At 34.8% G+C, this 14,482-nt stretch carries 11 protein-coding genes; 10 read left to right on the top strand and 1 reads right to left on the bottom strand.

The annotated features are described in order from the left end of the window. Positions 1-24: 24 nt before the first annotated feature. On the top strand, positions 25-2,355 hold the full coding sequence (locus NYE52_RS14765; RefSeq protein WP_341193768.1) for a DNA internalization-related competence protein ComEC/Rec2: 2,331 nt from the start codon (positions 25-27) through the stop codon (positions 2,353-2,355). A gap of 454 nt (positions 2,356-2,809) precedes the next feature. Further along, positions 2,810-3,832, top strand: a complete 1,023-nt coding sequence (holA, locus tag NYE52_RS14760; protein ID WP_341195205.1) for a DNA polymerase III subunit delta — start codon at positions 2,810-2,812, stop codon at positions 3,830-3,832. A 127-nt stretch (positions 3,833-3,959) separates the two neighbouring features. Here holA and rpsT read toward each other — a convergent pair whose 3' ends face one another. Next, positions 3,960-4,226 carry a 30S ribosomal protein S20 gene (gene rpsT / locus NYE52_RS14755; protein ID WP_341193767.1) on the bottom strand — a complete coding sequence of 89 codons (267 nt, stop codon included), beginning with the start codon at positions 4,224-4,226 and terminating at the stop codon, positions 3,960-3,962. Positions 4,227-4,433: 207 nt separating this feature from the next. On the opposite strand from rpsT, the gene gpr reads away from it, so the two are divergent. From gpr to dnaJ, 8 genes are all read left to right on the top strand, one after another. Continuing rightward, entirely contained in the window at positions 4,434-5,555 is a 1,122-nt protein-coding gene (gpr, locus tag NYE52_RS14750) for a GPR endopeptidase (protein ID WP_341193766.1), read from the top strand. Between the two features lie 173 nt (positions 5,556-5,728). Next, positions 5,729-6,076: a YqxA family protein gene (locus NYE52_RS14745; RefSeq protein WP_341193765.1), complete on the top strand. Its 348-nt coding sequence runs from the start codon at positions 5,729-5,731 to the stop codon at positions 6,074-6,076. A 103-nt stretch (positions 6,077-6,179) separates the two neighbouring features. Next, positions 6,180-8,015: a translation elongation factor 4 gene (lepA, locus tag NYE52_RS14740; RefSeq protein ID WP_341193764.1), complete on the top strand. Its 1,836-nt coding sequence runs from the start codon at positions 6,180-6,182 to the stop codon at positions 8,013-8,015. Between the two features lie 192 nt (positions 8,016-8,207). After that, positions 8,208-9,350, top strand: coding sequence for a radical SAM family heme chaperone HemW (hemW, locus tag NYE52_RS14735; RefSeq protein ID WP_341193763.1), 1,143 nt, complete (start codon positions 8,208-8,210; stop codon positions 9,348-9,350). 200 nt (positions 9,351-9,550) lie between these two features. Beyond that, entirely contained in the window at positions 9,551-10,579 is a 1,029-nt protein-coding gene (gene hrcA / locus NYE52_RS14730) for a heat-inducible transcriptional repressor HrcA (RefSeq protein WP_341195204.1), read from the top strand. Positions 10,580-10,702: 123 nt separating this feature from the next. After that, positions 10,703-11,296, top strand: coding sequence for a nucleotide exchange factor GrpE (gene grpE / locus NYE52_RS14725; RefSeq protein ID WP_341193762.1), 594 nt, complete (start codon positions 10,703-10,705; stop codon positions 11,294-11,296). A gap of 35 nt (positions 11,297-11,331) precedes the next feature. Further along, positions 11,332-13,152, top strand: a complete 1,821-nt coding sequence (gene dnaK / locus NYE52_RS14720) for a molecular chaperone DnaK (protein WP_341193761.1) — start codon at positions 11,332-11,334, stop codon at positions 13,150-13,152. Positions 13,153-13,337: 185 nt separating this feature from the next. After that, positions 13,338-14,465 carry a molecular chaperone DnaJ gene (gene dnaJ, locus NYE52_RS14715; protein ID WP_341193760.1) on the top strand — a complete coding sequence of 376 codons (1,128 nt, stop codon included), beginning with the start codon at positions 13,338-13,340 and terminating at the stop codon, positions 14,463-14,465. The last annotated feature ends 17 nt before the right edge of the window (positions 14,466-14,482 follow it).

The raw sequence follows: 14,482 nt of genomic DNA, 5'->3' as shown, positions 1-14,482 counted from the left end.
TACAGCAATCGTTAGGAGCGATTTATGTTTCAAACAAGATTACTGTATTTTGCAGTTTCAGCGTTTTTAGGGATATTATGTTCTTATCATCAACATATATTCTTTTATTTATTATTTGTTTTGTTCATAGGGTGGCTATTTTTAACGAAGAAAGTAACATTAGGATTAAGTGGTATACTACTTTGTGCTTTTCTCCTTTTTCTTGTTCGGGGAGGTTATGACTCTCAAGTGAACCACTCGAGAATAAAGGAGGATGCATCCTCTTTTATCATCACCTTCTTAGAGCCTGCTGATATAGACGGGGATAGATGGAGAACTGTGGGAAAGGAAAAACAAACGAAAGAAAAACTACTAGTTTCCTACAAAATAAAAACAGAAAAAGAAAAAGCCTTTTTAGAAGAAGCACGGGTAATCGGGAAAACATGCATGCTTCAAGGTTCATTATCGCTGCCTTCTTCTCAAAGAAATGAGAATGGCTTTAATTATAGGAAGTATTTAGAAAATCAATCAATTTTTTGGTTGCTTTCGATAGAGGATATTCAATTAACCCACTGCAAGAAAGAAAGTGATCTTTTATTCTTATTAAAGCAGCTTAGAGAAAAAGGAACACGATGGATTGCAGACCATTTTTCAAAGACAACGATTCCCATTGCAGAAGCACTCATTTTTGGAGACCGTGGAATGATGGACGAGAATCTTCAAACAGCTTATCAACGTTTAGGAATTATCCATCTATTAGCTATCTCAGGCTCACATGTTGTCGTTTTAATAGGGATTCTTTATTTTGTGATGATTCGATTTGGAATATCAAAAGAAAGAGCTAGCACTATTCTGTTGCTGCTTTTACCAGTTTATGCTGTACTGACAGGTTTAAGTCCATCGGTAGTTAGAGCTGTTCTAACCGCCATGCTACTATTAGCAAAAAATAAACTTCGCTTTTTGGCAACATTTCCAATGATTGATATAATTAGTATAGTCTGTTGTATTTGTTTATTTATACAGCCGCGAATGCTTTTTAATATTGGTTTTTTATTATCCTTCATTGTTTGTTTCTTCCTCATTATTTCTTCCAATCTTATTAAGGAATATCATACTTCTATCGTTAAAATGTATTTCTTCACTACTATTATTTCCGAATTTGCAGTAATCCCTGTAATTTTATACTATTTTTATGAAATTCCTACTTTATCATTGATTGCCAATCTAATTTTTATTCCTTTTTATACTATTATTGTTTTGCCATATTTAATGATTCTTTACGTTCTATCTTTTCCATTTCCGCAATTTCTAGCTTTCTTTTCTTTCCCCTTGGATTATATGTTAATGCTCTCAGACAAAATAGTAGTAAAACTCGCTAGTTATTCATTTAGTACCCTTGTATTAGGAAGGCCCACTCTCGCTTTTCTTTGTGCGTATATAGTTAGTTTGCCGTTTTTCTTTTATTTATATGAAAACATTCCGAATAAATCGAGGAAATGGCTCTATAGTATCCCGATTTTACTTATTAGTCTTCAGTTCATTAATAATGTATACACATCAAAAGGTGAAATAACTTTTATTGATGTGGGGCAAGGGGATAGTATTCTCATTCATTTACCTAATAATAAGGGAACTTATTTAATTGATACTGGCGGAACAGTGACCTTTCCTATGGAAGAATGGCAGAAACGAAAGGAGCCATTTGAAGTAGGGGCAAAGACAGTCGTTCCTTTTTTGAAAAGTAAAGGGATTTATACGATTGATAAATTAATATTAACACATGGAGATTTAGATCATATTGGAGGAAGTACAGCAATTATTGAACAATTACAGGTAAAAGAAATAATGTATCCTAATGTTAATGGAGAACGTTCTATCGAAGAAGAAAGATTAATTACTCTTGCGAAACATAAACAAATTCCTATTCGCTACACACAAGCAGGACAAAAATGGACTGCTGGGCATGATTCTTTTTTTGTTTTAGCTCCTTTAGAGAACGAGGATTTAACAAAGAATAATGGCTCGATTGTTATTTTTGCAAAGATTGCAGATATAACATGGTTATTTACAGGAGATTTAGAAAAAGAAGGGGAACAAGCAATAATGCATAAATATCCACTTTTAAAAGAAATAGACATTTTAAAAATAGGACATCATGGTAGCAAAACTTCTTCTTCAATCGAATTCATTGAACGACTTAACCCGAAAATTGCTGTTATATCAGTAGGTGAAAATAACAGGTATAATCATCCAAGTAATGAAGTACTTACTACTCTTAATGAGAACAAAGTCAAAGTTTTCAGAACAGATAAGAATGGTGGAATTTCTTTTTATTTTTCAAAAAAAGGTAGCACACTTCATTTGCAAATTCCATAGGATATAGTAAATGAAAAATGGCTATAAAACAGAGGGGAATGTAAATTAATACCTATCTAGAAGGAACAAAAAATACTTATGAAATATAAACATGTTTCCCATTTCCAAAGCTGTCAGGACTTGACACAAATAGATTTTAAGCTGTTTGAGCAAAATACAAAAAAGTGCACCGTTACACATTAAGTATCCTAGGCCTTAATGTGTAACGTTCATTATAGATTGAAGGAAGGTTCCTCTGATTTCTTTTTTTCTTGCTATTAGTAAATCTTAATAAAGCGAAAAACGGAGCTTTATATAAGAATATGCTTTAACAAGAGAGAGGTTTTCAAGAGGACCTTCTTTCTGTTAATATAGGAGCTATTTTTTGAAAAAGGGGACAACAACTAGAAATTTCGTATATAATAATTGTTTAGTGATGATTTACGAGATAGTTTTTAGGGAATGGGGAGAAGAAATGATCGAAGAATTATGGAAAAAAATCAAAAGCAAAGATTTTTCTTTTATCTATTTATTATACGGACTAGAGTCTTTTCTGATAAATGAAACGAAGTATTTGTTATTGCAATCTTTATTAAACGAAGAAGATGAGGATTTTAATTTATCTACATATGATTTGGAAGAAACGCCAATAGAATTAGCAATTGAGGATGCAGAAACAATTCCTTTTTTTGGGGAAAGAAAAGTAATTGTATTAAATAATCCTTTTTTCCTGACGGCTGAAAAAACAAAGTCAAAGGTAGAACATAACGTGAAGAAGTTAGAGGAGTATTTGAAACAACCATCTCCCTTTACTACAATGATTTTTGTTGCAAGTTATGAAAAATTAGATGAGAGAAAAAAAATTACAAAGCAGTTAAAAACGGCAGCAGCCGTTCTGGAAGCGAAAAAATTAAATGAGCAAGAATTGCAGAAATGGTTGAAGCAACGTGCGGCTTACAATCATGTTGAGATTCATGAGGATGGATTAGATACTATCCTAAGTCTAGCTGGAACGAATTTATCTCTTTTAACGTCTGAGATTGATAAAATGGCATTATATGTACAAGATTCTAAATTAATTACGAAGGAAATTGTTGAAGAATTAGTGGCAAAATCATTGGAGCAAAATATTTTTACTTTAGTTGATAAGGTGATTTCTAAAAAAATTGATGAAGCGTTACGAATTTATTATGATTTATTAAAGCAAAATGAAGAACCATTAAAAATCCTTTCGATAATAGCAAATCAATTCCGCTTAATCTATCAAGTAAAAGGATTAGCTCAAAAAGGATACGGTCAGCAGCAAATTGCCTCTGTATTAAAAGTCCATCCTTTTCGAGTTAAATTAGCAGCAGGACAGGCCCAACGTTTTACAGAAGAAGAATTAACAAAATGTATACAATTATTCGCAGAAGGCGATTATCAGCTGAAAACAGGGACTATGCCGAAAAATATGGTGATAGAAATGATTTTATTTCAAATTGGACATGGAGTGTAGAAAAGAGGAATTAATCAGTACGAAAACGAGTCTGGAACATAAGGAATCCTGCCATAGATAAACACGAACAACTATATAATTAGCCATAAAAAAAAGACTATCGAATCGATAGTCTTTTTTTCGCTCATTAAGCGTTTAAAGCATTTTTTCTTTTCGCTAAACGAGATTTTTTACGAGCAGCAGCATTTTTATGAATAAGACCTTTAGCAGCAGCTTTGTCTAATTTACTAGCAGCTTCTACAAAACTTTCATTTGCAGCAGTTGTGTCATTAAGAGCAATAGCAGCTTCAGTCTTTTTAACAGCAGTACGCATTGTAGATTTAACTGTAGTGTTTTGAGCTTTACGAGCTTCACTAGTTTTCACACGTTTAATAGCAGATTTAATATTTGGCATTTACGTTCACCCCCTAAAAAGAAGCATCAAGTTCATTATTTAAACTCGATATATACATTCCTAAAAAACTTAAAGAACAAGTGATATTTTATCAAACGAGGACTAATAATGCAAGACTTCCTGCTAATTTGGACAATATGAATTTTTTTCAAGAGAAAGGTAATGCTAATAATAGGACTATATTAATTAGATTGGAAGGGGATAACAATGGAGGAAAAACTAGATTTAAGTATGTATTCTATAAGAACTGATTTAGCTATTGAGGCGAAAGATTTAGCTTTACATAATCAAGGTCTTGTTCAAAATGAACAAAATCAATCACAGCTTGATGGTGTAATCATCAAAGAAAAAGAAGAAGATGGCATTAAAATGTCCTATGTGGAAGTTACTGAAAAGGGCGAAGAAATGATAGGGAAGAAGCAAGGGAAATATTTAACATTAGAAGTTTTGGGAATAAGACAGCAAGATACAAAATTACAAGAAAAGGTAGAAAAATTATTTGCAAAAGAGTTTTCACAATTTTTAAAGCAAAGCAATATAAAAGAAGATGCTTCTTGTTTAGTAGTTGGGTTAGGAAATTGGAATGTTACTCCCGATGCATTAGGTCCGCAGGTTTGTGAAAATATACTTGTAACAAGACATTTATATGAATTACAACCAGAAAGTGTGGAAGAGGGATATCGTCCTGTATCCAGCTTAGCTCCAGGAGTAATGGGTCTTACCGGAATAGAAACAAGTGACATTATTAAAGGAGTCGTAGAGAAAACAAATCCTGATTTTGTTATTGTCATTGATGCACTTGCCTCTCGCTCGATTGATCGAGTGAACTCTACTATACAAGTATCAGATACTGGCATCCATCCAGGGTCCGGGGTAGGTAACAAACGGAAGGAGCTAAGCAAAGAAACGTTAGGTAGACCGGTTATTGCAATCGGAGTTCCAACTGTAGTAGACGCTGTATCTATCACAAGCGATACAATAGATTATATCTTAAAACATTTTGGTAAAGAGCTTAGGGAAGGAAATAAGCCTTCAAGAGCATTAGCACCTGCAGGCTTAAGCTTTGGTGAGAAACGGAAATTGACAGAAGATGATTTACCAGAAGAACACCATAGAAAAACATTTCTCGGTATTATTGGTACCTTGCCGGAAGAGGAAAAACGAAAGTTGATTTATGAGGTGTTATCACCGATTGGGCATAATTTAATGGTAACACCAAAAGAAGTAGATGTTTTTATTGAAGATATGGCTAACTTGCTTGCGAATGGATTAAATGCTGCCCTACATTCGGCAATAAACCAAGAAAATGTTGGTTATAATACTCATTAAAATGACAAAAATAGTTCTACCTTTCCTAGTAACTCCATACATTTTAGTAGAGTTGCTAGGTTAGGCTTGTTTTCTAATTGGTAAAGTAAAAAGAAATATTTTACACGGAAGATTGAAATTCTATCAAAGAGAAATTACAGACTTGAAATATAGTATAAAGGAGCTTGATCAAGTTGAAACTATACACACTGGGTGCAGTCGGGATCGTTTTATTAATGTTTATATGTGTATTATTTGGAATGCAGCAAGCAAATAGTGGGATTCATAAAATGAAAGGCTATGAGGACCAAGGGTTTCAAAGTGCTGTATCCGTTAAAAATGAGGATGGGAATGTTGAGGCTTCTATCCTAGGACAAAATGTTACAAGCCATGATTTAGAACAAAAGAAACAGCAATTAGAAGAAATGCGAGCTTTTAATTTATTGTCCAGTATCGGTAAAGGAGTAGCTGATACTATTTCTTCGTTGGCAGAAAAAGGCGTAAGTCTTGTTGGAGATATAATTGAAGAAAAAGAAAAATAAAAAGACTGTTGAGTAATTCATTTTACTTTTCGTTGAATCTTATTCTTCACACTGCTATAATCAAAAATAGTGTACATGCGCGATTATTGTAGGAGTGAACTAAATGAACAGAGAAGAGATGTTAAAAAGACAATCGAAAATTAGAAATTTTTCTATTATTGCACATATAGATCATGGGAAATCAACCCTAGCTGATAGAATATTAGAAAAGACAAATGCACTCACAGCACGTGAGATGAAAGATCAACTGTTAGATTCAATGGACTTAGAAAGAGAACGTGGAATCACGATTAAACTAAACTCAGTCCAGTTGAAATATAAAGCGAAGGATGGAGAAGTCTATACCCTTCATTTAATTGACACACCAGGTCATGTGGATTTTACATATGAAGTATCACGTAGTCTGGCTGCTTGTGAAGGAGCCGTTTTAGTAGTTGATGCTGCACAAGGGATTGAAGCACAAACATTGGCCAATGTTTATTTAGCCATTGATAATGATTTGGAAATTGTACCTGTTATAAATAAAATTGATCTTCCAAGTGCAGATCCTGAAAGAGTTAGAAATGAAATTGAAGAGGTAATTGGGCTGGATGCTTCTGAGGCGGTACTAGCTTCTGCTAAAGCTGGAATAGGAATTGAAGAAATACTTGAACAAGTAGTAGAGAAAGTCCCTGCTCCAGAGGGAGATCCTGAAGCGCCATTAAAAGCACTTATTTTTGACAGCTTATATGATGCATATCGTGGGGTTGTGACGTATATCCGTGTTGTTGATGGAACGGTAAAACCTGGTGACAAAATTAAAATGATGGCAACAGGCAAAGAATTTGAAGTTATTGAGGTGGGAGTGTTTACACCGAAAGCTACTACTACAGAGCACTTATCTGTTGGGGATGTAGGTTTCTTAACAGCGGCAATTAAAAATGTTGGTGATACTCGAGTAGGGGATACCATTACTAATGCAAAGAATGGCGCAACCGAAGCGTTACCAGGATACCGTAAGTTAAATCCAATGGTTTATTGTGGGTTATATCCAATAGACAGTGCTAAATTTAATGATTTACGTGAAGCATTAGAAAAGTTAGAACTAAATGATTCTGCGTTGCAATTTGAGCCAGAGACATCACAAGCATTAGGATTTGGTTTCCGTTGTGGCTTCCTAGGTCTGCTTCATATGGAGATTATTCAAGAACGTATTGAGCGAGAATTTAAAATTGACTTAATTACAACAGCTCCAAGTGTTATTTATGATGTTATATTGACAGATGGAACAGAAATTAAGGTGGATAATCCGTCTGCAATGCCAGACCCACAAAAAATCGACAGAATAGAAGAACCATTTGTAAAGGCAACGATGATGGCTCCCAATGAATATGTCGGTGCAATTATGGAATTATGTCAACTAAAAAGAGGCGTATTCATCGATATGCAATATATGGATGAGACTCGCGTCAAAATTACTTATGAAATTCCATTATCCGAAATAGTTTATGATTTCTTTGATCAATTGAAATCAAATACAAGAGGATATGCATCATTTGATTATGAGCTCATTGGATATAAAACCTCTACACTTGTGAAAATGGATATTCTACTAAATTCAGAACAAGTAGATGCGCTAAGTTTTATTGTTCATAAGGATTTTGCTTATGAAAGAGGAAAGATTATTGTAGAAAAATTAAAAGAACTTATTCCTCGCCAGCAATTTGAGGTACCGATTCAAGCTGCGATTGGTCAAAAGATTGTCGCTCGTTCTACTATTAAGGCGATGCGTAAAAACGTATTGGCTAAATGTTATGGTGGAGATATTTCCCGTAAGCGTAAATTGCTAGAGAAGCAAAAAGAAGGGAAAAAACGCATGAAACAAGTTGGATCTGTCGAAGTACCGCAAGAAGCATTTATGGCTGTATTACGTATGGATGATAGTAATACGAAAAAATAAATTTGTTTGACGAGATAGGTAAGCGTGAAATGATAGATAATGCATGAAACTTGCTAATCATATCATGGACTGCTATAAGTAAAGGGGGTAGGTGCCAAGGAGCATCAACCTCTTTTCTTATTTCACCATTAAAACAGGTTTGGTGAAATCATGTCTTATAATAGAGTTAACTAATTTAAAGGTTGTGAAAAATTGATTAAAGCAGCATATATTCATATTCCATTTTGTGAGCATATTTGTCACTACTGTGATTTTAATAAAGTATTTTTAAAAGGACAGCCGGTAGATGAATACTTAGATTCATTGGAGAAAGAAATAAAATTAACCATTGATAAATATGGTGAACATAAGCTTTCGACGATTTTTGTTGGAGGAGGCACACCGACAAGCTTATCTGCCTCCCAACTAGATAGGCTTTGTGGAATCATTAATTCAGAACTTCAGCATCATCCTGGGCTTGAATATACCTTTGAAGCAAATCCTGGTGACTTAACAGAAGATAAATTAAAGGCCCTATATGAGGGAGGTGTCAATCGTTTAAGCTTTGGTGTTCAATCTTTTAATAATGAGCTATTACAAAGGATTGGCAGAACCCATAAAGCTGAAGATGTATTTTCCTCTATTGAATCTGCGAAAAAGATTGGATTTAACAATATTAGTGTAGACTTAATTTATAGTTTACCAGGACAAACTTTGAAAGATTTTCAAGATACCTTAAAGACAGCATTTACTTTAGATATTCAGCATTATTCAGGTTACTCTCTAATTATTGAGCCGAAAACTATTTTTTATAACTTGATGAGAAAGGGAAAGCTACCAACACCAGGTGAAGATGTAGAAGCGAGCATGTATGGGTTGTTAATGGAAGAGATGGCAAGCCATGGATTTAAGCAATATGAAATCAGTAATTTTGCGAAGCCTGGATTTGAAAGCACACATAATCTAACATACTGGAACAATGAACAATACTTTGGGTTTGGAGCAGGCTCCCATGGCTACGTTGCGGGAAACCGCTACTCTAATTTTGGTCCTTTAAAAAAATACATGCAGCCAATAGAACAAGGGGATTTTCCGATTATGCATGAACATAAGGTACCGCTTATAGAGCAAATGGAAGAAGAATTATTCCTTGGATTGAGAAAAAATAAAGGGGTAAGTTTATCAGCATTTGAAGAAAAATATAATAAAAAAGTTTCACAGCTTTTTGGTAAGGAAATAAAGGGGCTAATTGACAGAGAGCTAATTGAAATAGAGGGTGAATTTTTAAAACTAACAGAAAAGGGAAGGTTTTTAGGGAATGAAGTGTTCCAATCTTTTATTGGAGTACTTGAATAACTCATGTGTTAATAACATTTTTCATCAAAAATTTTCTGATTAAGAAAGGAAGTATTAATCTAAAGTCAGAAAATCAGGTGAAAAGGGAAAAATTTCTTGCGGAAATAAGAAGCAAATTATTGACACAGCCCCTTTGTTTTTGCTACTTTATATATAGATTTAGCACTCGCTCGTAAAGAGTGCTAACAGAGGTGATTAATGTGTTAACTGATCGTCAATTATTAATATTACAGGTGATTATTGATGATTTTATTTCAACAGCACAACCCGTTGGTTCAAGGAGCTTATCAAAGAAAGAAAATATCACGTTTAGCTCTGCCACCATTCGAAATGAAATGGCCGATTTAGAAGAATCCGGGTTTATCGAAAAAACTCATTCCTCTTCTGGTCGAGTTCCATCAGAAAAGGGTTATCGTTTTTATGTTGATCATCTTTTATCACCACAGAAATTAAAGCGTTCAGATATTTTGAGAATTAACTCCCTGTTTGCAGAGAAAATATACGAATTAGAAAATATTGTGCAAAAATCCGCAAAAATATTGTCTGATTTAACAAATTATACTACTATTGTCCTTGGGCCTGCCGTTAAGGAAAATAAGTTGAAGAAAATTCAAATTGTCCCTTTAAATAACCATACGGCAATTGCCATTATTGTGACAGATTCAGGTCATGTAGAAAACCGAATGTTCTATTTGCCTGATTCTATTCATGCAGGGGAAATAGAAAAATTGGTAAATATCTTAAACGAACGGTTAACAGGTGTCCCGATTGATCGGCTTCATAATAAGATTTATAAGGAAGTTGCTTCCTTGTTGAAACAGCATATTAGCAACTATGAGTATTTAATCACTTCACTTTCTGAAACGGTGAAAATTGATACGCATGAAAAATTATTCTTTGGCGGAAAGACCAATATTTTAAGTCAACCTGAGTTTCATGATATTACGAAAATAAGAAACTTGTTGAATATGATTGAAAAAGAGGATGGAATTCCAGAACTCATTCGCAATAATTCCTCAGATATAACTATTAAAATTGGCAGAGAAAATAATAATACTGCTATGGAAAACTGTAGTATAATATCTGCTTCTTACAGTATAGGGAATGAGCAAATTGGTTCAATCGCCATTCTTGGTCCAACAAGAATGGAATATTCAAGAGTTGTTAGCTTATTAAATATTTTATCGAATGATTTGACAAAAGTACTTACTAATTTGTATCAAAAATAACGACTGTGGAATATTTAAATGTGAGAAAAGTTGATTTAAATAAACAACATTTTTAAGATTGGAATATGAAAGCCAATCTGTATGTTTTTCATTTGAATAATTCCTTTAAGGGAGGTGAACAAGTTGGCAGAAGAAAAAACAACGAATAGTGCAGAGATGGAACAAGAAGATGTCCAAGTAGAAGAAACTGTTGAAGAAGTATTTGAAGAGGCTGAAGCAACTCCTTCCAATGAGGAAAATGCAGATGAGGAAGAACTAAAGGCAGCTAATGAAAAAATTGCTGCGCTAGAAGCAAAATTAGAAGAAGAATCTAATCGCTATCTTCGCCTGCAGGCTGATTTTGATAATTCACGTCGCAGATCAAAGCTTGACATGGAAGCGGCTCAAACATATAGAGCACAAAGTCTTGTAATGGACTTATTACCAAGCATCGATAATTTGGAAAGAGCATTAAAGATTGAGGCAGCAGATGAACAAACACAAAGCTTATATACTGGTGTTGAAATGGTTTATCGCGGTATCATTGAGGCTCTTAAAAAAGAGGGTGTAGAAGCTATTGAAGCGGTTGGGACAGAATTTGATCCACATCTTCATCAAGCAGTTATGCAAGAGGAAGTGGAAGGAACAGAATCTAATATCGTGGTAGAAGAGTTTCAAAAAGGGTATAAGCTAAAAGACAGAGTGATTCGACCTGCAATGGTTAAAGTAAGTCAATAAGCGTTACATATTAAAGAAATAGGAGGGAAATTTCCATGAGTAAAATTATTGGAATTGATTTAGGTACAACAAACTCTTGTGTTGCTGTACTTGAAGGTGGAGAACCAAAAGTTATCCCAAATCCAGAGGGTAATAGAACATCTCCATCTGTTGTAGCATTCAAAAATGGAGAACGTCAAGTAGGGGAAGTGGCAAAACGCCAATCTATTACAAACCCAAACACTATTATGTCTATTAAACGTCATATGGGTACTGATTATAAAGTTGAAGTAGAAGGCAAGAATTACTCTCCACAAGAAGTTTCTGCTATTATTCTTCAATACTTAAAAGGTTATGCAGAAGAGTATCTTGGAGAAAAAGTTACAAAAGCTGTTATTACAGTGCCTGCTTACTTCAATGATGCAGAACGTCAAGCAACAAAAGATGCTGGTAAAATTGCTGGTTTAGAAGTAGAACGTATTATCAACGAACCAACAGCTGCTGCATTAGCATATGGTCTTGATAAAACAGACGAAGACCAAACAATATTAGTTTATGACCTTGGTGGAGGTACTTTTGACGTATCTATCCTTGAACTTGGTGACGGGGTATTTGAAGTAAAATCTACTGCTGGTGACAACCGTCTTGGTGGAGATGACTTTGACCAAGTTATCATCGATTATTTAGTAGAACAATTTAAAAAAGAAAATGGAATTGATTTAAGCAAGGACAAAATGGCTCTACAACGTCTAAAAGACGCAGCAGAAAAAGCAAAAAAAGATCTTTCTGGTGTTGCTTCTACGCAAATTTCATTACCATTTATCACAGCTGGAGAAGCTGGACCACTTCATTTAGAAGTAACGTTATCTCGTGCTAAATTTGAAGAGATTTCAGCAGATTTAGTAGAGCGTACAATGGGACCAACTCGTCAAGCACTTAAAGATGCTAATCTTAGCGCATCTGAAATTGATAAAGTTATCTTAGTAGGTGGATCTACTCGTATCCCTGCTGTTCAAGAAGCAATCAAAAAAGAAATTGGGAAAGAGCCTCATAGAGGAGTAAACCCTGATGAAGTAGTTGCAATGGGTGCAGCTATCCAAGGTGGCGTAATTACTGGTGATGTAAAAGATGTTGTGCTTCTAGATGTTACACCACTTTCATTAGGTATCGAAACAATGGGTGGAGTATTTACGAAGTTAATTGATCGTAATACAACAATCCCAACATCTAAGTCCCAAGTATTCTCAACTGCTGCAGATAGCCAAACAGCTGTTGATATACACGTACTTCAAGGGGAGCGCCCAATGGCTGCAGATAATAAAACATTAGGCCGTTTCCAATTAGCTGATATTCCTCCAGCACCACGTGGAATTCCGCAAATCGAAGTATCATTTGATATCGACAAAAATGGTATTGTAAATGTTCGTGCGAAGGATCTTGGCACAAATAAAGAGCAAACTATTACGATTAAATCTTCTACTGGTTTATCAGATGAAGAAATCGACAAAATGGTTAGAGAAGCAGAAGAAAACGCTGAAGCAGATAAAAAGCGTAAAGAAGAAGTGGAACTACGCAATGAAGCGGATCAATTAGTTTTCACTACTGAAAAAACATTGAAAGATTTAGAAGGTAAAGTAGACGAAAGCGAAGTTGCGAAAGCAAATGAAGCGAAAGATGCATTAAAAGCTGCTATCGAGAAAAACGAATTAGAAGATATTCGTGCGAAAAAAGATGCTCTTCAAGAAATCGTTCAAGCCCTTTCTATGAAATTATATGAAGAGGCTGCTCAAGCTGCACAAGGCGGAGAAGGCGGAGCATCTGATAAAGATGACAACGTAGTAGATGCAGAGTTTGAAGAAGTAAAAGACGATAAGTAATCGTATAAAAGCGATATATTGTTAGTGAAAAGTCAAAGTCAGGTTATCTTGACTTTGACTTTTCTTTTAGATTTAATGTTTTTTGGCGATATTTAAAGAAAGATAGGAATAAACTATTGTACTTTAGAAAAGCAAAATGATACAATATCATCTATGTGAAAAGAATCGGGGAGTGGTAATCAATTATGGATAAACGAGATTACTATGAAGTCCTTGGAGTCAGCAAAGGCGCTTCTAAGGATGAAATAAAAAAGGCATATCGTAAGCTTTCAAAAAAATATCATCCAGATATTAATAAGGATGCAGATGCAGATGAGAAGTTTAAAGAAGTAAAAGAAGCATATGAAGTACTTAGTGATGATCAAAAAAGAGCTCATTATGATCAGTTTGGCCATACAGATCCTAACCAAGGTTTTGGTGGAGGAGCGGGAGACTTTGGCGGCTTCGGTGGTTTTGAAGATATTTTCAGCACTTTCTTTGGCGGTGGTGGATCAAGAAGAAGAGATCCTAACGCACCGCGCCAAGGAGCAGATTTACAGTATACGATGACTCTATCGTTTGAAGAAGCTGCGTTTGGTAAAGAAACCGAAATTGAAATACCAAGAGAAGAAAATTGTGAAACATGTAATGGAACAGGAGCAAAACCAGGTACTAAACCAGTAACATGTAAGCATTGTAGTGGTACAGGACAGCTGAATGTGGAGCAGAATACACCGTTCGGTCGGATTGTGAATAGAAGAACATGTAATTACTGTAATGGAACTGGTAAAGAGATTAAGCATAAATGTTCGACTTGTGGCGGAACAGGTAAAGTGAAGAAACGCCGTAAAATTAGTGTTAAAATACCAGCAGGAATTGATGATGGTCAACAATTAAGAGTCTCTGGACAAGGAGAACCTGGCGTTAACGGTGGACCAGCAGGAGATTTATATGTTGTATTCCATATAAGAAGACATGAGTTCTTCGAGCGTGATGGAGAAGACGTATATTGTGAAATGCCAATCACATTTGTTCAGGCTGCACTTGGAGATGAAGTAGAAGTACCAACTATTCATGGTAAAGTGAAGCTGAAAGTACCAGCTGGGACACAAACTGGAACGAAATTCCGACTTAAAGGCAAAGGAATTCCGAATGTACGTGGATATGGCCAAGGTGACCAGCATGTTATCATTCGTTTAGTTACACCTACAAAGTTATCAGATAAGCAAAAGCAACTATTACAAGAATTTGCTGAAGTATCTGGAGTTTCCCCTCAAGGAGAAGAAGAAGACAGCTTTTTCTCTAAAGTAAAAAAAGCATTTAAAGGTGAATAATCAAAAAGGAGTTGGTA

The organism is Niallia sp. FSL W8-0635 (assembly GCF_038007965.1).
Classification (GTDB): Bacteria; Bacillota; Bacilli; order Bacillales; family Cytobacillaceae; genus Niallia.
Note: the sequence above shows the minus strand (reverse complement) of the source record. Positions and strands in the feature narration are given on the sequence as shown.